This is a genomic window from Streptomyces sp. RP5T (assembly GCF_003933965.1).
Classification (GTDB): domain Bacteria; phylum Actinomycetota; class Actinomycetes; order Streptomycetales; family Streptomycetaceae; genus Streptomyces.
Genome location: NZ_RSAJ01000113.1, coordinates 1 through 19,324, shown reverse-complemented (window position 1 = coordinate 19,324; position 19,324 = coordinate 1). Strand labels below are relative to the sequence as shown.

Below are 19,324 nucleotides of genomic sequence, written 5' to 3'. Positions count from 1 at the left end.
TAGCGTCGGTACATGCGCAGACATGGTGACGACGAGGTCCACGAGCACGACCGGGGGCTCTCCCACGACCTGCCCGTTCTCGCCCGCCGGCGGATGATCCGGCTGCTGGCGGGGGCGGGGGTGGCGCTGGTGCCCGTGGCGGGCTGCACCTCCGAAGAGGGCTCGTCCTCTTCCGCGGCGGACTGCGCCACCGTTCCCGAGGAGACCGCGGGCCCCTACCCCGGGGACGGCTCGAACGGGGTGAACGTCCTGAAGGAGAGCGGAGTCGTCCGCGGTGACATCACCCGGAGCTTCGGTGATTCCGCGGGCGGGACCGCCGAGGGCGTTCCCCTGACCCTCACGCTCACGGTGGTGGACGCCGGCTCCGGCTGCGGGACCCCGCGCGAGGGTGCCGCCGTCTACGTCTGGCACTGCGACCGGGAGGGCGGCTACTCCCTCTACACCGAGGGCCTCACCGACGAGAACTATCTGCGGGGTGTCCAGGAGACCGACGAGAAGGGGCGGGTGACCTTCACCAGCGTGTTCCCGGGGTGCTACCCCGGCCGCTGGCCCCACGTCCACTTCGAGGTCTACGGCAGCCTCCGGGACGCGACGAACGCCACCGCGATCACCAGCACCTCGCAGCTCGCGCTTCCGAAGGACGTCTGCGACGCGGTGTACGCGACCGAGGGCTACGAGCGGAGCGTGACCAACCTGGGCCGGCTCTCCCTGGAGTCGGACAGCGTCTTCCGGGACGGGTACGGGCAGCAGCTCGCGGCGGTCACGGGGAGTGTCGAGGAAGGATACGGCGCCTCACTGACGGTCGCGGTGTGAACCGTCACAGATGGCCGGATCGGGGTTGCGACTTATTACCGACGGGTAGCATCATCGTAGCTACTTGTTGGTATGTGAACTAGCGCGAGGAACCAGGTGCCTCGCCGAACTCTTTACGGAGCCGTCGCCATGGGGCACTACAAGTCGAATCTGCGCGACATCGAGTTCAACCTCTTCGAAGTACTCGGGCGCGACAAGCTGTACGGCACCGGGCCCTTCGCGGAGATGGACGTCGAGACCGCGAAGAGCATCCTGGAGGAGCTGACCCGCCTCTCGGAGAACGAGCTGGCGGAGTCCTTCGCGGACGCCGACCGCAACCCGCCGGTCTTCGACCCCGAGACGAACACCGCGCCGGTCCCGGCGTCCTTCAAGAAGAGCTACAAGGCCTTCATGGACTCCGAGTACTGGCGGCTCGGCCTGCCCGAGGAGATCGGCGGCACGACGGCTCCGCCGTCCCTGATCTGGTCGTACGCGGAGCTGATCCTCGGCGCCAACCCGGCCGTGTGGATGTACTCCTCCGGCCCGGCGTTCGCCGGGATCCTCTACGACGAGGGCAACGACGTCCAGAAGAAGATCGCCCAGATCGCCGTGGAGCGGACCTGGGGCTCGACCATGGTGCTGACCGAGCCGGACGCGGGCTCCGACGTCGGCGCCGGGCGCACCAAGGCGGTCCAGCAGGAGGACGGCTCCTGGCACATCGAGGGCGTCAAGCGCTTCATCACCTCGGGTGAGCACGACATGGAGGAGAACATCCTCCACTACGTGCTCGCGCGCCCCGAGGGTGCCGGTCCGGGCACCAAGGGCCTGTCCCTGTTCATGGTCCCGAAGTACCTCTTCGACTTCGAGACCGGCGAGCTGGGCGAGCGCAACGGCGTGTACGCGACGAACGTCGAGCACAAGATGGGCCTGAAGGCGTCCAACACCTGCGAGATGACCTTCGGCGACCGCCACCCGGCCAAGGGCTGGCTGATCGGCGACAAGCACGACGGCATCCGCCAGATGTTCCGGATCATCGAGTTCGCGCGGATGATGGTCGGCACGAAGGCGATCTCCACGCTGTCGACGGGCTACCTGAACGCGCTGGAGTACGCCAAGGAGCGCGTCCAGGGTCCGGACCTCGCGAACTTCATGGACAAGACGGCGCCCAAGGTCACCATCACCCACCACCCCGACGTGCGCCGCTCGCTGATCACGCAGAAGGCGTACGCGGAGGGCATGCGCGCCCTCGTCCTGTACACCGCCTCGATCCAGGACGCGATCGCCGTCAAGGAGGCCGCGGGCGAGGACACGAAGACCGAGCACGCGCTGAACGACCTGCTCCTGCCGATCGTCAAGGGCTATGGCTCCGAGAAGGGCTACGAGCAGCTCGCCCAGTCGCTGCAGACCTTCGGCGGCTCCGGCTTCCTGCAGGAGTACCCGATCGAGCAGTACATCCGCGACGCCAAGATCGACACCCTGTACGAGGGCACCACCGCGATCCAGGGCCAGGACTTCTTCTTCCGGAAGATCGTCCGCAACCAGGGCGCGGCGCTGAACTCCCTCGCCGAGGACATCAAGAAGTTCCTGGCGCTGGGCACCGGCGGCGAGGAGCTCGCGGGCGCCCGTGAGCACCTGGCCAAGGCGGCCGTGGAGCTGGAGGCCATCGTCGGTCTGATGCTGACCGACCTCGCGGCCACCGAGCAGGACGTCAGGAACATCTACAAGGTGGGCCTGAACACCACCCGCCTGCTGATGGCCTCCGGTGACGTGGTCGTCGGCTACCTGCTCCTCAAGGGCGCGGCGATCGCCGCCGAGAAGCTGGAGACCGCCTCCGCCAAGGACAAGGCGTTCTACACGGGCAAGATCGCGGCGGCGAAGTTCTTCGCGGCCAACGTCCTGCCCGGCGTGACCCTGGCCCGCAAGGTCGCCGAGGGCGTCGAGCTGGACCTGATGGAACTGGACGAGGCCGCGTTCTAGTCCCGGCGGGGCCGCGTTCTAGGACACACCCGTACAGCCGCACACGCTCCTCACGAGAGCCCGCTCCCCATCGCCGGGAGCGGGCTCTCGTCCGTCGTTAAGGTGAACCCCATGAGCGCACCCCACCGCCTCGACCGCGGCCACACCGACGACCTCATGACGTTCCTGGCGGCCAGCCCCACGCCGTACCACGCGGTGGCGAACGCCGCCGAGCGGCTGGAGAAGGCAGGCTTCCGCCAGGTCTCCGAGACGGACGCCTGGGACGGTTCGAGCGGCGGCAAGTACGTGCTGCGCGGCGGCGCGATCATCGCCTGGTACGTCCCCGAGAGCGCGGCGCCCCACACGCCGTACCGCATCGTGGGCGCGCACACCGACTCCCCGAACCTGCGGGTCAAGCCGCTGCCCGACAGCGGGGCGCACGGCTGGCGCCAGGTCGCCGTGGAGATCTACGGCGGTCCCCTCATGAACTCCTGGCTGGACCGTGACCTGGGCCTGGCCGGCCGGCTGACCCTGCGGGACGGCTCGACGCGCCTGGTGAACGTGGACCGGCCGCTGCTGCGCGTGCCGCAGCTGGCCATCCACCTGGACCGCGCGGTGTCCTCGGAGGGGCTCAAGCTCGACAAGCAGCGCCACCTCCAGCCCGTCTGGGGCCTCGGCGACGACGTGCGCGACGGTGACCTGATCGCCTTCCTGGAGGAGGAACTCGGGCTCGGCGCGGGCGAGGTGACCGGCTGGGACCTGATGACGCACTCGGTGGAGGCGCCCGCCTACCTGGGCCGGGACAAGGAGCTGGTGGCCGGGCCGCGGATGGACAACCTGCTGTCCGTGCACGCGGGCGTGGCCGCCCTGACCGCGGTGTCGGGCGGCTCGGAGCTGTCGTACATCCCCGTGCTCGCCGCCTTCGACCACGAGGAGAACGGTTCGCAGTCGGACACCGGTGCGGACGGGCCGTTGCTCGGCGGCGTCCTGGAGCGCTCGGTGTTCGCGCGCGGCGGGTCGTACGAGGACCGGGCGCGGGCCTTCGCGGGCACGGTCTGTCTGTCCTCCGACACCGGGCACGCGGTGCACCCCAACTACGCGGAGCGGCACGACCCGACGCACCACCCGCGGGTCAACGGCGGACCGATCCTCAAGGTCAACGTCAACAACCGGTACGCCACGGACGGTTCGGGCCGGGCCGTGTGGGCCGCCGCCTGCGAGAAGGCGGACGTTCCCTTCCAGTCCTTCGTCTCCAACAACTCCATGCCCTGCGGCACGACGATCGGCCCGATCACCGCCGCCCGGCACGGCATCAAGACCGTCGACATCGGCGTGGCGATCCTGTCGATGCACAGCGTCCGGGAGTTGTGCGGCGCGGACGACCCGCATCTGCTGGCGAACGCTCTGATCGCGTTCCTGGAGGGCTAATTCGCGGGAAGTGGGGGTACCCGGGTGTTCGGGCCGGAACTACCGGACCGGACAGGGAGGCGACACTCATGGGCCTCGGCGGGTGCATCATCCTCATCGCCGCGGGAGCAATCCTCACGTTCGCCACCGACTGGCACATGCAGGGGGTCAACCTCGACCTGGTCGGTGTGATCCTGATGATCGTGGGACTGATCGGCGTGACGACTTTCAGCAGCATCGCCCGGCGGCGGCGCGTGGTGGTACCGCCCACCACGTCGACGGTCGTCGAGGAGCGCCGCGACGGATACTCCGACGGATACGGCGTGTAAGGGACATCGGGCGGGACGGCGGACGCACCGGACGACGCCAGACAACCGTGAGCAATCCGTAATCCTGGTTGCCTTGTCCCCTTGTGTGGAAATAGTGAAAACTCGGGATCCTTGAGAGCCCGGGGGGTTAGCAGTGCCGGGCGTGAACCACCAGCACACCCGGGGGCTCCCCGTGCTCCACTCCACGACGGCCGTCGCGGCCCCCGTTCCGGGGCCACCGCGGCCCCACCGCCACGCCGCCCGTCGCGCGCACGCCGCCCCCGACGAACTCGACGGCCCGACGCGCCTGGTGGCGCTCATACCGGCCCACAACGAACAGGACCGCATCGCGGACGCGATCCAGGGCCTGTGGCGGCAGACCCGGCGCCCGGACCTCATCGTCGTCGTCGCCGACAACTGCACCGACGCCACCGCCGAGATCGCTGTGGCGCACGGCGCCCGCGTCTTCGTCACCGAGGGCAACACGCACAAGAAGGCCGGCGCCCTCAACCAGGCCATCGCCTGGGTGCTGCCCCATCTGGAGGACCGCGACCTGCTGTTGGTGCAGGACGCCGACACCGTGCTCAACCCCTGGTTCAGCCAGACGGCGATCGGCACCTTCAACCGCAAGGTCGGCGCCGTCGGCGGGGTCTTCTACGGCGAGGACGGCGGCGGACTGCTCGGACTGCTCCAGCGCATGGAGTTCCACCGCTACGCCTGGGAACTGGAACGCACCGGCGGCAAGGCCCAGGTGCTCACCGGCACCGGCACCATGTTCCGCGCCCGCGTCCTGCGCGAGGTGCGCGCCGCCCGCCGGGCCGGGCAGCTCGGCGGCGGCCAGGCCTACTACAGCCTCGCCTCGCTCACCGAGGACGACGAGATGACCAAGGCGGTCAAGACCCTCGGCTACCGGGCCATGTCCCCGGCCGGCTGCGCGGTCACCACCGAGGTCATGCCCACCCTGGGCAAGCTGTGGCACCAGCGGCTGCGCTGGCAGCGCGGAGCCCTGGAGAACCTGCGCGACTACGGCTGGACACGTGTCACCGCCCGCTACTTCCTCCAGCAGCTCCTCATGGGCTTCGGCGCGCTGTCCTTCCTGGTCTACCTGACCTACATGGTCACCTACACCACGCTGTACGGCTGGCCCGGCTTCTCGCCGTTCTGGACCGCGATCGGGCTCGTCTTCGTGGTCGAGAAGACGGTCTCCGTACGCCGGGCCGGGCCCCGCGCCGTGCTGGTGGCGGCGCTCATGGTGCCGGAGATGCTCTACGACCTTTTCCAGCACGCCGTCTACTTCACCTCGCTGTGGGGCCTGTTGCGCCGCAGCGAGGAGAAGTGGGTGGCGACGTAACCCTCACGTAACCCTCGGACATCCATCCCGCTAGGAGAAAAGCGCATGTACGGAAGAGTGATCGGTGCCGGCACGACCGGGGCCGGAGGCGCCACGCTGGCCGCGACCGGGCTGTGGCTGAACAGCATGGCGATGCTGGTGACCGCGACGACGCTGGTGGCGGCGGGAGTCGCGCTGTTCAAGCTGGTCCCGCGCCGGCGCTAGCGCTACGAGTCCTCGTCCGTCCCGGCGAGGACCAGCGCGAGCCGGCTGGTTCCGGTCCGGGTCAGGCGGACCGGAACCCCCCAGTCCTGCTGGTGCACATGGCAGGCCGGGTACGCGGCGGAGCCGTCGCCGGACGGTGTGTCGCAGGACGCGGCCATGGCGGAGATGTGCAGGACGCCCTGCTCGATCGCGGGGTTCAGTACGAGGGTGCGGGACAGGTCTGTTCCCGCACCCTCGCCGTCGTTCAGCAGCTCGAGCGGCGTGGCGGACACCAGCAGGCGGGTCGACGGGCCGTACCGGGTGTCCGGCTCCTGGCCCGCCGGGGCCTGGAAGACCACGTCCAACCGGAGTCTGCCGGGCGCCACTTCGGTGGCCGCGCGCCGGGTGCGGTGGGCCTCGGACGCGACGCGTACGGCCTCCTCGGGCAGCCTGAGCCGGGTCAGACGGTGCCGGGCCGACTCGACGACCACGATCTCCTCGCCGACCAGGACCGCGTCGCTCGGCTCGCGCAGGTCCGTGGCGAGGGTGGTGACCTCGCCGGTCGCCGGGTCGTAGCGGCGCAGGGCGTGGTTGTAGGTGTCGCTGACGGCGACCGAGCCGTCGGGCAGCGCGGTGACACCCAGGGGGTGCTGGAGCAGGGCCTGTCCGGCGGCGCCGTCGCGGTGCCCGAAGTCGAAGAGGCCGGTGCCGACGGCGGTGTGCACGGCCCCGTCCAGGTCGACCCAGCGCAGGGCGGAGGTCTCGGAGTCGGCGAGCCACAGCCGCTCCCCGTCCGGTGGCACCGCGAGGCCGGAGGGCTGGGCGAACCAGGCCTCGGCACAGGGCCCGTCGACCAGGCCCTCATTGGTGGTGCCGGCCACCGCGGCGACGGTCCCGTCGCCCGGGTCGTAGGCCCACAGCTGGTGGACGCCCGCCATCGCGATCCACACCAGGCCGTTCCACACCGCCACGTCCCACGGGGAGGACAGGTCGGTCTCGCGCGCGGGCCCCGCGGTGGGGGAGCCCCGCCACCACTGGCTGCCCGTGCCGGCGAGGGTCGTGACCTGGCCGGTGCCGGGATCGAGGCGGCGCAGGGCGTGGTTGACGGTGTCGGCGACGACCACGGAGCCGTCGTCGAGGAGGGCGAGCCCCTGCGGTTCGCTGAACGCGGCCGTCTGTGCCGTCCCGTCGGTGAGGCCGCGGGCGCCGGAGCCGATCCGGCGCACGACGCTCTCCCCGTCCGCGGCGAACTCCACGAGCTGGTGCCGGGCGGTGTCGCTGACCAGGAGGTTGCCGGACGGCAGCAGGAGCGCCTTGCCCGGGAAGCGCAGGGTGGTCGACTCGGGCTCGGGCGCCACGTACGGCCCGTCGCCGCGCCGCAGGGTGCCCTTCGCGCCGTGCTCGGCCTCCAGCTCCGTCACCAACCGCTCGATCGCGTGCACATGCCCCTCTCCGGAGTGCTGCGCAACCACGTACCCCTCCGGGTCGATCACGACGAGCGTGGGCCAGGCACGGACCGCGTACTGCTTCCAGGTCGCGAGCTCCGGGTCGTCGAGGACGGGATGCGCCACGCCGTACCGCTCGACCGCGTCCGCCACCGCCGTGTGCTCGGCCTCGTGCACGAACTTCGGCGAGTGCACCCCGATCACCACGACGGTGTCGGCATGCCTCTCCTCCAGCTCCCTGAGCTCGTCGAGGACGTGCAGGCAGTTCACACAGCAGAAGGTCCAGAAGTCGAGGACGACGATGCGACCCCGCAGGTCGGCGAGGGTGTACTGCTTCTCGCCGGTGTTCAGCCAGCCGCCCTTGCCGATCAGCTCCGGGGCCCGGACACGGACGCGGCGGGGTGCGGGATCGCTCATGCACCAAGAGTGCCACCCGGCAACGCCGCTCACCCCGGCGCGACGGCGGACGGGACTCGGCCCGTCGGCCTATCGCCGGCGTTGCGGGACCGGCTCCGGGGAAGCGGTAACGCCATGAGATTCCTCGTGCGCGACCGGCTGCTCGGCATCGGTGACGACTACTGGATCGAGGACGACCGGGGCAACAAGGTCTTCCTCGTGGACGGCAAGGCCATGCGGGTCCGGGACACCTTCGAGCTGAAGGACACCCAGGGGCGGGTCCTGATCGACATCCACCAGAAGATGTTCGCGCTGCGCGACACGATGGTGATCGAGCGGGACGGCGAGCCGCTGGCCACCATCAGGCGCAAGCGCCTGTCGCTGCTGCGCAACCACTACCGGGTGGCGCTGGCCGACGGCAGCACCGAACTCGACGTCAGCGGCAAGATCCTCGACCGGGAGTTCGCCGTCGAGTACGACGGTGAGCTGCTCGCGGTGGTCTCGCGGCGCTGGCTGCACGTCCGCGAGACCTACGGCGTGGACATCGTCCGCGACGACGCGGATCCGGCGCTGCTCATCGCGGTGGCGGTGTGCGTGATCCACCTCGCCGAGAAGGAGCGGGGGGACGACTGACGCGGCACGAAGGACCGGCGGGGGCGCCCGGCCTGACGGGGGCCCCCGGCCTGACGGCGGCTCAGAGCACCCGGTCCTTCAGTGCCGGGAACTGCTCCCTCGTCACGGCGACCTTGCCGGGGTCGAACTCCACCGTGAGGACCTCCTCGGCGGCGCCCGCCTCGGCGAGGACCTGGCCCCAGGGATCCACCACGATCGAGTGACCGGCCTGCGGAACCCGCGCATGCGTCCCGGCCGTTCCACAGGCGAGCACGTACGCCTGGTTCTCGACCGCCCGCGCCCGGGCCAGCAGCGTCCAGTGCTCGCGGCGGCGCTCGGGCCAGCCCGCCGGGATCACCAGGGTCTCGGCGCCGGCGTCGACCAGGCCGCGGAAGAGTTCGGGGAACCGGAGGTCGTAACAGGTGGCGACGCCGAGGGTGGTCCCGGGCAGACGGACCGTCACCAGGTCCTCGCCCCGGCCCATCAGCACGGCCTCGCCCTTGTCGAAGCCGAAGCGGTGGATCTTGCGGTAGGTGGCGGCGAGTTCGCCGGAGGGGGAGAAGATCAGGGAGGTGTTGTACAGGGTGCCGTCGGCGGCCCGCTCGGGGATCGAGCCCGCGTGCAGCCAAACGCCCGTGTCGCTCGCGGCCTTCGCCATGACCTCGTGGGTCGGGCCGTGAAGCGGTTCGGCCTCGCTCGCGAACTCCTCGAAGGCGAACGCCCCGGTGGTCCACAGTTCCGGCAGCACGACGAGGTCGGCCCCGGCCTGGTCCCGTACCAGTGACGCCGTGCGACGCCGACGCGATTCGACCGATTCACCCTCATCCACGGCGATCTGGATCAAAGAGGCGCGCACACTACCACCGTCCTGGCATTCGGGCCGTCCCTTACGGGCCTACGATCGTCACACGAAAGCACTGCCGGGGTGCCTCACAGCAGCGTAACTTAGCGTTCCAAGACACCCGCCGACAGCCACCACTCCACTGGCAACGCCGCCATCACCAGCCCGTGCTCCGACCGCCGAGGGGTCCCGTTCCGTGAGTCTGCATCCCACCCTCCAGCCCTACGCCGACGCCTGGACCCACTCCATCGAAGCGATATCCGAGCTGGTGAACCCCCTCGTGGAGGGGGAGTGGAACCGTCGCACCCCGTGCCCGGGCTGGTCGGTGCGGGACGTGGTGTCCCATGTCATCGGTCTGGACTGCGAGATGCTGGGCGACCCGCGGCCCATCCACACCCTGCCCCGCGACCTCTTCCACGTCACCAACGACCACCAGCGGTACATGGAGATGCAGGTCGACGTCCGCCGCCATCACACGGCGCCGGAGATGACCTCCGAGCTGGAGTACGTCATCATCCGCCGCAACCGCCAGCTGCGGAACGACTCCCGTGACCCGGGCACGAAGGTGCGCGGCCCGCTCGGCACCGAGCTGACCCTCACGGACTCCATGCGCCAGCACGCCTTCGACGTCTGGGTGCACGAGCAGGACCTGCGGACCGCCCTCGGCCGGCCCGGCAACCTCGACTCCCCCGGCGCGCACATCGCCCGTGACGTCCTGCTGGCGGCGCTCCCCGACATAGTGGCCGTCAAGGCAGACGCGCCCCGCAGTTCGGCGATCGTCTTCGACGTGCACGGCCCGATCGAGTTCCTGCGCACCATCCGCGTCGACATCCAGGGCCGCGGCACCCTGGAGACCGCCCCCGCCCTCGGCCCGGCCGCCACCCTCAGCCTCGACTGGGAGACCTACGTCCGGCTGGCCTGCGGCCGGGTGAGCCCGGAGTCGGTGGCGGACCGGGTGAAGGCGGAGGGCGACCCGGAACTGACGTCGGCGATCCTGCGGAACTTCACGGTGACGCCGTAGGCGGTCGGGTGGGGGACCTGCGTGGCCCGTGCGGCTACGCAGGGACGTGCACCGTCTCCACCCGGCTCGCCACCAGCCGCTCCCGCTCCCGGCGGACCGCCCGTCCGCGCAGCCGCAGGATCTGGCTGACGCCGAGGGCCTGGAGCACGAAGACCGAGGAGAAGGCGACGGTGTAGTTGTCGTCGGTCGCGTCCAGGAGCACCCCGACGGCGAACAGGGTGGTCATCGACGCGACGAACCCGCCCATGTTGGTGATGCCGGACGCGGTGCCCTGGCGCTCCGGCGGGTTCGCGGGCCGTGCGAAGTCGAAGCCGAGCATCGAGGCCGGCCCGCAGGCGCCGAGCACCGCGCACAGCACGACCAGCAGCCACATCGGCGCCCGCTCGCCGGGGTAGGCCAGCGTGGCCGCCCACAGCAGCGCCGTCGCCCCCACGGTCCCGAGGGCGAGCGGCAGCCGCGCCCCGTGGTGCCGGGCGACGACCTGGCCGTAGACGAGGCCGACGACCATGTTGGACAGCACGACGAGCGTGAGGAGTTCGCCCGCCGCCGCCCGGGTGAGCCCCTGTGCCTCGACGAGGAAGGGCAGGCCCCACAGCAGCAGGAACACCATCGCCGGGAACTGGGTGGTGAAGTGCACCCACAGCCCGAGGCGGGTGCCGGGCTCCCGCCAGGACGCGGCGATCTGCCGTCGTACGTAGGCGGCCCCCCGGTGCGGGAAGGGCTCCGGTTCGTGGCCCTCGGGGTGGTCCTTGAGGAAGAGCAGCAGCAGGACCAGGACGACGACGCCCGCGAGCGAGCTGCCCGCGAACGCGGGCGTCCAGCCGATGCCGTGCAGCAGCCGGGCCAGAACCAGCGTGGAGACCAGGTTGCCCGCCATGCCGGCGAGTCCCGCGAGCTGGGCGACCAGCGGTCCGCGCCGGGCCGGGAACCAGCGGCTGCCCAGGCGCAGCACGCTGATGAAGGTCATCGCGTCGCCGCAGCCGAGCAGGGCGCGCGAGGCGAGGGCGGTGCCGTACGACGGTGAGAACGCGAAGCCGAGCTGCCCGGCGGTGAAGAGCACCACGCCGAGCGTCAGCACCTTCTTGGTGCCGAGCCGGTCGACGAGCAGGCCGACCGGTATCTGCATGCCGGCGTAGACGAGGAGCTGGAGGATCGAGAAGGTCGACAGGGCCGAGGCGTTCACATGGAAGCGGTCGGCCGCGTCGAGGCCCGCGACCCCGAGGGACGTACGGAAGATGACCGCGACGAAGTAGACCGAGACGCCGATGCCCCACACGGCCATGGCACGCCGGCCGCCCGGAGGTGTCCGTTCTGAGGAAACGTCACCCTTGAGAGTGGACCTGCTCATCGGACCTCACCCCGGGCGAGGTGGGAGAACCACTCGACGTGCCCGTGGATCAGCCCGACGACCGCCTCCGCGTCCCCGGAGCGCAGGGCCCGCAGGATCTGCTCGTGCTCGACGAGGGTCTTGGTGATGCGGTCCGGGTGGGCGTGCATGACGGCGACGCCCATCCTGAGCTGGCGGTCGCGGAGCTGGTCGTAGAGCCGGCTGAGGATCTCGTTGCCGCCACTGCGGACGATCTCGGCGTGGAAGCAGCGGTCGGTGACGGCGGCGCCGGCCAGGTCCCCGGCAGCCGCCTGCTCCTTCTGCTGCGCGAGGAGTTCCTCCAGGCGCGCGAGGAGCCGCGGTGAGGCGGGGACGGCCTTGCGGGCGGCGTGCTCCTCGACGAGCTGGCGGGTCTCCACGACGTCGGCGATCTCCTGCGCGGAGACGGGCAGGACCAGCGCCCCCTTTTTCGGGTAAAGCTTGATCAGCCCCTCGACCTCCAGACGCAGCAGCGCCTCGCGCACGGGGGTCCGGGAGACCCCCACGGCCTCGGCGAGCTCGCCCTCGGTGAGCAGCGTCCCGCCCTCGTAACGGCGGTCCAGGACACCCTGCTTGACGTGCGTGTACACACGGTCGGCGGCGGGCGGCTGTTTCACGGCCAGACTCATGCCCACAGCATAGATACAACACGTACGCATCACGCGCCCCGTCCAGCATGCGGACCTCACCGGCAACTCCCGCCGAAGAAAGCCGCACCCGCCCCAGCCGGAGCACAACCTTGTGTGCTAGTTACGTGTCACACATGTGCGGCCCCACTTTCTTCCCCTCTCAACTCAGCCGCACTCAGGGGCATTCGACGTATTCGGGGTATTTCAGTTGATTACCGCCACCAAGGGCCTCCGTGTCCGCAGAGCCGCAGCCGTCGCGATCACGACCGGCGCAGTGCTCGCCACCGGAGCTCTCACCGCGGCACCCGCGCAGGCACTCACGACGCCGACCATCACCGCCAAGGGCGGGTTCCTGATGAACAGCGCGACCGGCTCGACCCTCTACAGCAAGGCGCCGAACACGAAGCGGCTCACCGCTTCCACCACGAAGATCATGACCGCGAAGGTCGTGCTCTCGCAGTCGAACCTCAACCTGGACGCCAAGGTCACGATCAAGAAGGAGTACAGCGACTACATCGTCTCCAGGGGCGCTTCGTCCGCTCACCTCATCGTCGGCGACAAGGTGACCGTCCGTCAGCTCCTCTACGGGATGATGCTGCCGTCCGGCTGTGACGCCGCGATGGCTCTCGCCGACAAGTTCGGCACGGGCTCGACGGTCTCCGCCCGCACCAAGTCGTTCATCGCGAAGATGAACACGACGGCCCGCAGCCTCGGCATGACGAACACCAAGTTCGACTCGTTCGACGGCATAAGCAATGGTGCGAACGCCTCGACGCCGAAGGACCTCACGCTGCTCGCCCGCAACGTGATGAAGAGCTCGACCTTCAAGTCCGTCGTGAAGACCAAGTCCTACACGGCCAAGACGATCACCAGGACCGGCAGCACCCGCACCATGGGTACCTGGACGAACACCAACGCCCTGCTCGGCTGGAACGGCACGCTCGGCATCAAGACCGGCTCGGGCACCGACTCCAAGTACTGCCTCGTCTTCGCGGCCACGAAGAACGGCGAGTCCGTCATCGGCGCCGTCATGACGTCCTCGTCGGCGGCCAACCGCACGACCGACGTGAAGAAGCTCATCAACTACGGCTACGCCAAGATCAGCTGACGTCCCCGCACACCCCGAAGGGGCCTGCCGCTGCTACAGCGACAGGCCCTTTTCGCTCGCATGGGTGAATATCATTACGTCAGTTGGCATATCCACTCTTCTCCGCCCTAGGTTCCGCTGCGGAGGTGGTTCACATGAACGAACCCAGCAAGCGGCCGAGGCGGGCAAGAGGCATGAGGCGATCGACATCGGCGACTTCGTCTACGCGGCGACCGGACACCGGATTCGACGACTGACCATGCCGGACGGGAGTCATTGGTTTCCGGCGGTGGATGTGTGCAAGCAGTTGGGGCACACCAATACTCAGAAGGCACTCTCCGACCATGTCCCAGAAGGCCATCGAGAGATTCTCGAGACCCTAACTGGAGGTTACGGTCTCAGCGTTCCCGCAGGTAGAGAGTGGCGTCGAGACCTGAACGTCATCTCTCTCCAAGGTCTGATCCTGCTCGTCAACGCCTGCACGAAGTCCTCCTGCGCCCCCTTCAAACAGTGGGTCGCCGAAGTGATCGAGACCGTCCAGCGGGAGGGCTCCTACACGCTCGAAGAGGCCGAGGTGCAGCCCTCCGAGCCCGGCGCCCCCATCGCCTACGCCATGCCGGAGCAGGTCGCCGAGGCGATCGTCCGGCTCGAGGAGCGCAATCTCCAGGCGGACGGGCAGCTCTCGGTCTCCCAGCACAGGTTGATCGCGCTGCAGGAGGAGATCCTGGAGACGCAGCGCGCCGCCCTCACCGCCCAGCAGACCATGGCGCTGGCCATGGAACGCATCGCGGACCGGCTCGACTCCTTCGTCGTCGAACGCCCGGTGCCCACCGCCGACTTGTCCGCTCCCCCGACGACGGAGTCCGTATTGGCCGACTGGCGCTGCCGGTTGTCCGTGACGGAGGACGTCTGGACCGTGGCCGTCGTCATCGCGCCGGTGCTCGTCGAGGAGGGTGAGCTGCGGCAGTCGCTCGAATCGATCGCGGCCCGGACGGGACTGTCCGTGCACCGCGTCAACGAATGTCTGCGGCTGCTGCGCAAGCACGCCTGCATCCGCTCTCAGGGGGCGTCTGAGGACGGGGCTCCGGTGTATGTGCTCAACCGGTCCTGACCGTCGCCGTGCATGACCGAAGGGACGGCCGCAAACCAAACTTGCGGCCGTCCCTTCAGAGTTGCACAACTCATTCGCTGCGCGCGGGTCACGCCCAGGTGATGAGTTTCTTCGGCTGTTCGAGGACGGCCGCCACGTCGGCGAGGACCTTGGAGCCGAGTTCCCCGTCGATCAGGCGGTGGTCGAAGCTGAGGGCCAGGGTGGTGACCTGGCGGGGCTTGACCTTGCCCTTGTGGACCCAGGGCTGGAGCTTGATCGCGCCGACGGCGAGGATCGCGGATTCGCCGGGCGGCAGGATCGGGGTGCCGGTGTCGACGCCGAAGACGCCGACGTTGGTGATGGTGACCGTGCCGCCCTGCATGGCGGCGGGGCTGGTGCGGCCCTCCTTGGCGGTGGCCACCAGTTCGCCCAGGTCCTGGGCGAGCTGGGGCAGGGTCCTGGTGTGGGCGTCCTTGATGTTCGGGACGATCAGACCGCGCGGGGTGGCCGCGGCGATGCCCAGGTTGACGTAGTGCTTGAGGACGATCTCCTGGTTCGTCTCGTCCCACGAGGCGTTGACGTCGGGGTTGCGCCTGATGGCCACCAGGAGGGCCTTGGCGATCAGCAGGAGCGGGTTGACGCGCAGCCCCGCGAAGTCCTTGTCCTGCTTGAGTTCCTCGACGAGCCTGAGGGTGCGGGTGACGTCCACCGTCACGAACTCGGTGACGTGCGGGGCGGTGAACGCGGAACCGACCATCGCCTGGGCGGTGGCCTTGCGCACGCCCTTGACGGGGATACGGGTCTCGCGGGCCGTGTCGTAGGAAGCGGCGGGCGCCGCCGGGACCGCCGGGGCCTGGGTCGCCGGGGCCTGCGCCAGGGACGCGGGTGCGGGGGCCTGGGCCGGGGCGGCCGCCGCGTGGACGTCCTCGCGGGTGATGATGCCGTCCGGGCCGGAGGGAACCACCGTGCTCAGGTCGACGCCCAGGTCCTTGGCCAGCTTGCGGACCGGGGGCTTGGCCAGCGGCCGGGACAGCCCGGCGGCCGGCGCGGCCGGCACGGTGGGCGCCGAGGACGCGGGTGCAGGGGACACGGGTGCCGGACCGTGGCCGTTCAGCTCGGTCTGGATGGTCACCGAGGCCTGCTGGACCGGCAGTTCGGGGCCCTTGCGGGGGCGGCGCCGGGTCGAGGAGGTGGCCACGCCGTAGCCGACCAGGACCGGCTGACGGCCGGAGCCCGCCGGCTTGGCCTCGGGAGCCACGGGGGCTTCCGGTGCCGGCGCGGTCTCGGGGGCCTCGCCCGGGGTCTCCGCCTCGGCGGGGGCGTCACCGCTCACGTCGATCGCGATGATCGCGGTGCCCACGTCGACCGTGGTGCCCTCGGGGAAGCGCAGGTCGCGCACCACCCCGTCGTACGGGATGGGCAGTTCGACGGCCGCCTTGGCCGTCTCCACCTCACACACCACCTGCCCGTCGGTGACGGTGTCGCCCACCTGGACGTACCACTTGAGGATCTCCGCCTCGGTCAGCCCCTCGCCCACGTCGGGCATCTTGAACTCGCGTACGGACGTGTCCGTCATCGTCGTCACGGCCCTCTCCTCAGTACGCCAGAGCGCGGTCGACGGCGTCCAGGACCCGGTCCAGGCCCGGCAGGTACTCCTCCTCCAGGCGCGCCGGCGGATAGGGGGCGTGGTATCCGCCCACCCGCAGCACGGGCGCCTCCAGGTGGTAGAAGCACCGCTCGGTGATCCGGGCGGCGATCTCCGCGCCAGAGCCGAAGAACACCGGCGCCTCGTGCACCACCACCAGCCGCCGCGTCTTCTCCACCGAGGCCTGGACGGCGTCGAAGTCCAGCGGCGAGACCGAGCGCAGGTCCAGCACCTCCAGATTCTTGCCCTCCTCGGCGGCCGCGTCCGCGACCTCCTTGCAGAGCTTGACCATCGGGCCGTAGGCGACCAGGGTCAGGTCGGTGCCCTCGCGGACCACCTGCGCCTTGTGCAGCGGTCCGGGGATCGCCTCGGTGTTGACCTCGGCCTTGTCCCAGTAGCGCCGCTTGGGCTCGAAGAAGATCACCGGGTCGTCGCTCTGGATGGCCTGCTGCATCATCCAGTACGCGTCCGACGCGTTGGACGGCGAGACCACCTTCAGGCCCGCCACGTGCGCGAACAGCGCCTCCGGGGACTCCGAATGGTGCTCCACCGCGCCGATGCCGCCGCCGTAGGGGATCCGCACGACGACCGGCATCTTGACCTTGCCCAGCGAGCGGGCGTGCATCTTCGCCAGCTGGGTGACGATCTGGTCGTAGGCAGGAAAGACGAAGCCGTCGAACTGGATCTCCACCACCGGGCGGTAGCCGCGCAGGGCCAGGCCGATCGCGGTGCCGACGATGCCCGACTCGGCGAGCGGGGTGTCGATGACCCGGTCCTCGCCGAAGTCCTTCTGCAGTCCGTCGGTCACCCGGAACACGCCTCCGAGCTTGCCGACGTCCTCGCCCATGACGAGGACCTTCGGGTCGGTGTCCAGGGCACGGCGCAGCGATTCGTTGATCGCCTTCGCGAGAGCCATCTTTTCCACTGCCATGATCAGGCCCCTTCCCCATCCGCGAACGACGCCTGGTAGGCGGCGAAACCGGCCCGCTCCTCGTCGACCAGCGCATGCCCGTCCGCATACGCGTGCTCGAAGAGGGCGAAGCGGTCCGGGTCCGGCATCGCACGGACCGCCTCACGCACTCGCCTGCCCAACGCCTCGGACTCGGTCTCCAGTTCCGCGAAGAATCCCTCGTCCGCGTGGTTTGCGGCCTCCAGGTACCGGCGAAGGCGCAGGATCGGGTCCTTCGCCTCCCACGCCTCGCGCTCCTCGTCGGCCCGGTACTTGCTCGGGTCGTCGGAGGTGGTGTGGGCGCCCATCCGGTAGGTGTACGCCTCGACGAGCGTCGGCCCCTCACCCGCGCGGGCCCGCTCCAGCGCCCACTTGGTGACCGCCAGCGACGCGAGCACGTCGTTGCCGTCGACCCGGACGCCCGGGAAGCCGAAGCCCTGCGCGCGCTGGTAGAGCGGGACGCGGGTCTGCCTCTCGGTGGGCTCGGAGATGGCCCACTGGTTGTTCTGGCAGAAGAACACGACCGGGGCGTTGTAGACCGCGGAGAAGGTGAACGATTCGGCCACGTCGCCCTGGCTGGAGGCGCCGTCGCCGAAGTAGGCGATGACCGCGGAGTCGGCGCCGTCCTTGGCGACGCCCATCGCGTAGCCCGTGGCGTGCAGCGTCTGGGAGCCGATGACGATCGTGTAGAGGTGGAAGTTGTTGCTGTTCGGGTCCCAGCCGCCGTTGTTCACCCCGCGGAACATGCCGAGCAGGTTGGTCGGGTCGACCCCGCGGCACCAGGCCACGCCGTGCTCGCGGTAGGTCGGGAAGACGTAGTCGTCGTCGCGCAGCGCGCGTCCCGAGCCGATCTGGGCGGCCTCCTGGCCGAGCAGCGAGGCCCACAGGCCCAGTTCGCCCTGGCGCTGGAGGGAGGTGGCCTCGGCGTCGAAGCGGCGGGTGAGCACCATGTCGCGGTAGAGGCCGCGGAGCTCTTCGGGAGTGATGTCGGCGACGTACTTGTCGTAGTCGGCGTTCTTGACGCGCTTGCCCTCGGGCGTCAGCAGCTGAACCAGTTCGGGCTTGGTGCTCGGGGACTTCCTCGTCCCGGCGCTGCGTCGCGGCTTGCGCGCGGCAGTGCTCTCCACGGTCACGTGTGCTCCTCCGTCGGTCCGGCCCCCGGGGTTGCCGGGTGTACCAGTGCGGCTCACCTGTTGCCGACACCCGTGCACGGGGTGGGTGCCACTCGGCCGGAACAGGCGTGACAGGTGCCCCGGCGAGCGCCCTGCAAGAATCACGTTACCCAGTGCTCCACATTTCTGTGAAACCCCCTTTGACCTGCGATTTTGCTTGGATTTCCAAGTAAATCGGAAAAGGGTCGAAGGGGTGCTGGTCACAGCCTTGCAGGAGGCCGGAGCAACGGCACGTTATCCCGTCCACCCAGGCCACCGGAAGACTTATCGGGTGCGACTTCCCGACGGGGCGAGGCGGCGGAAATCCGCGTTTTCCCTCTTTTAGATCACGATGCCGTTCGGCGTGGCGCCCGGCGTGACGTCGCAGGGCGACCGTCAGGCACCCGCCGCCGACCGTGACCGAAGGAGACCGAGCACGACGTGCTGTGACAGTCTGTGACTGGCTGTGACAAGTCCCAGCTCACAGCCCTGTCCTGTGCCCTAGCATCTGGCGCGTGCCGCGCTCTCCTGTACCACCCCTCATGCCTCACGCGCCCCCGCTGGGCGCCCTCCTCCGCCAGTACGCCGCCGGATCGGCGCTCGCCTGCGATCCCGTCGACCAGGGCTTGCTCAACCGCGGCTACCGGCTCCGCACGACCCGCGGCCGCTACTTCCTCAAGCACCACTTCGATCCGGAGACGGCCGCCCCCGAGGCGATCGCCCGCCAGCACCGCGCCACCGAGCGCCTGGCCGACCTCGGCGTCCCGGTCGCCCCGCCCCTCCCCGCCCAGGACGGCCGCACGGTCGCGGTCGTCGGGGGCCACGCCTACGCCCTGCACCCCTGGATCGAGGGCCGCCACCGCCACGGCGCCCAGCTCACCGCCGAGCAGTGCGGCCGTCTGGGAGCACTGCTGGGGCTGGTGCACGCGAGTCTGGAGCGGGTGATGCCGGTGCAGGGGGGCGAGCGGGCGGGAAGGAGTGCGCGGGCAGCCAGGGGCGTGCGAGCCGAGGAAAGCGCCCCCGTCCCCGCGCCGCGCACGCCGGGCGGACGCGCCCGAGCGCATACGGAAGGCGCCCGTGCGCCAAGGCCGCACG

At 70.0% G+C, this 19,324-nt stretch carries 17 protein-coding genes and 1 pseudogene; 11 read left to right on the top strand and 7 right to left on the bottom strand.

Annotated elements, in window-relative coordinates; all coding sequences use genetic code 11:
* Window positions 1-12 precede the first annotated feature (12 nt).
* From EHS43_RS14830 to EHS43_RS46440, 6 genes are all read left to right on the top strand, one after another.
* Window positions 13-813, top strand: coding sequence for an intradiol ring-cleavage dioxygenase (locus tag EHS43_RS14830; RefSeq protein ID WP_125191242.1), 801 nt, complete (start codon window positions 13-15; stop codon window positions 811-813).
* Between the two features lie 129 nt (window positions 814-942).
* A complete protein-coding gene (locus tag EHS43_RS14825; RefSeq protein ID WP_125191241.1) occupies window positions 943-2,769 on the top strand; it encodes an acyl-CoA dehydrogenase in 1,827 nt (608 codons plus the stop codon).
* A gap of 111 nt (window positions 2,770-2,880) precedes the next feature.
* On the top strand, window positions 2,881-4,176 hold the full coding sequence (locus EHS43_RS14820) for a M18 family aminopeptidase (protein ID WP_125191240.1): 1,296 nt from the start codon (window positions 2,881-2,883) through the stop codon (window positions 4,174-4,176).
* A 68-nt stretch (window positions 4,177-4,244) separates the two neighbouring features.
* Window positions 4,245-4,484 carry a DUF6458 family protein gene (locus EHS43_RS14815; RefSeq protein ID WP_125191239.1) on the top strand — a complete coding sequence of 80 codons (240 nt, stop codon included), beginning with the start codon at window positions 4,245-4,247 and terminating at the stop codon, window positions 4,482-4,484.
* 133 nt (window positions 4,485-4,617) lie between these two features.
* Window positions 4,618-5,814, top strand: coding sequence for a glycosyltransferase family 2 protein (locus tag EHS43_RS14810; protein ID WP_260470537.1), 1,197 nt, complete (start codon window positions 4,618-4,620; stop codon window positions 5,812-5,814).
* 45 nt (window positions 5,815-5,859) lie between these two features.
* Window positions 5,860-6,018 carry a hypothetical protein gene (locus tag EHS43_RS46440; RefSeq protein ID WP_020119422.1) on the top strand — a complete coding sequence of 53 codons (159 nt, stop codon included), beginning with the start codon at window positions 5,860-5,862 and terminating at the stop codon, window positions 6,016-6,018.
* 2 nt (window positions 6,019-6,020) lie between these two features.
* Here the strand turns inward: EHS43_RS46440 and EHS43_RS14805 are convergent, their stop codons facing one another.
* Entirely contained in the window at window positions 6,021-7,859 is a 1,839-nt protein-coding gene (locus EHS43_RS14805) for an NHL domain-containing thioredoxin family protein (protein WP_125191238.1), read from the bottom strand.
* Window positions 7,860-7,973: 114 nt separating this feature from the next.
* On the opposite strand from EHS43_RS14805, the gene EHS43_RS14800 reads away from it, so the two are divergent.
* Window positions 7,974-8,471, top strand: a complete 498-nt coding sequence (locus EHS43_RS14800; protein ID WP_125191237.1) for an LURP-one-related/scramblase family protein — start codon at window positions 7,974-7,976, stop codon at window positions 8,469-8,471.
* Window positions 8,472-8,532: 61 nt separating this feature from the next.
* On the opposite strand, the gene EHS43_RS14795 is transcribed toward EHS43_RS14800, so the two are convergent.
* On the bottom strand, window positions 8,533-9,306 hold the full coding sequence (locus tag EHS43_RS14795) for a carbon-nitrogen family hydrolase (RefSeq protein WP_125191236.1): 774 nt from the start codon (window positions 9,304-9,306) through the stop codon (window positions 8,533-8,535).
* A gap of 181 nt (window positions 9,307-9,487) precedes the next feature.
* Between EHS43_RS14795 and EHS43_RS14790 the strand changes: the two genes are divergently transcribed.
* A complete protein-coding gene (locus EHS43_RS14790) occupies window positions 9,488-10,312 on the top strand; it encodes a maleylpyruvate isomerase family mycothiol-dependent enzyme (protein WP_125191235.1) in 825 nt (274 codons plus the stop codon).
* A gap of 34 nt (window positions 10,313-10,346) precedes the next feature.
* Here the strand turns inward: EHS43_RS14790 and EHS43_RS14785 are convergent, their stop codons facing one another.
* Together EHS43_RS14785 and EHS43_RS14780 are read right to left on the bottom strand one after the other, a co-directional pair.
* Window positions 10,347-11,660 (bottom strand): nitrate/nitrite transporter, encoded by a 1,314-nt coding sequence (locus EHS43_RS14785; RefSeq protein ID WP_185806254.1) that lies wholly within the window; start codon window positions 11,658-11,660, stop codon window positions 10,347-10,349.
* On the bottom strand, window positions 11,657-12,307 hold the full coding sequence (locus tag EHS43_RS14780) for a GntR family transcriptional regulator (RefSeq protein ID WP_125191234.1): 651 nt from the start codon (window positions 12,305-12,307) through the stop codon (window positions 11,657-11,659). Before EHS43_RS14780 ends, EHS43_RS14785 begins: the two co-directional genes overlap by 4 nt.
* Window positions 12,308-12,515: 208 nt before the next feature.
* On the opposite strand from EHS43_RS14780, the gene EHS43_RS14775 reads away from it, so the two are divergent.
* On the top strand, window positions 12,516-13,415 hold the full coding sequence (locus EHS43_RS14775; RefSeq protein ID WP_260470536.1) for a D-alanyl-D-alanine carboxypeptidase family protein: 900 nt from the start codon (window positions 12,516-12,518) through the stop codon (window positions 13,413-13,415).
* A gap of 134 nt (window positions 13,416-13,549) precedes the next feature.
* A pseudogene (locus EHS43_RS14770) lies at window positions 13,550-14,505 on the top strand (Bro-N domain-containing protein).
* Window positions 14,506-14,593: 88 nt separating this feature from the next.
* Here the strand turns inward: EHS43_RS14770 and EHS43_RS14765 are convergent.
* The 3 genes from EHS43_RS14765 to pdhA are packed head-to-tail and all read right to left on the bottom strand — an operon-like array spanning window position 14,594 to window position 18,211.
* Complete coding sequence (locus EHS43_RS14765) at window positions 14,594-16,069, bottom strand: dihydrolipoamide acetyltransferase family protein (RefSeq protein WP_125191233.1); 1,476 nt, start codon at window positions 16,067-16,069, stop codon at window positions 14,594-14,596.
* 10 nt (window positions 16,070-16,079) lie between these two features.
* Window positions 16,080-17,060, bottom strand: coding sequence for an alpha-ketoacid dehydrogenase subunit beta (locus EHS43_RS14760; RefSeq protein WP_125191232.1), 981 nt, complete (start codon window positions 17,058-17,060; stop codon window positions 16,080-16,082).
* 2 nt (window positions 17,061-17,062) lie between these two features.
* Entirely contained in the window at window positions 17,063-18,211 is a 1,149-nt protein-coding gene (gene pdhA, locus EHS43_RS14755; protein WP_125191231.1) for a pyruvate dehydrogenase (acetyl-transferring) E1 component subunit alpha, read from the bottom strand.
* Window positions 18,212-18,771: 560 nt separating this feature from the next.
* Here pdhA and EHS43_RS14750 point away from each other — a divergent pair.
* Window positions 18,772-19,324 (top strand): phosphotransferase (locus EHS43_RS14750; protein ID WP_148104046.1); only part of this gene is annotated, 553 nt, incomplete at its 3' end.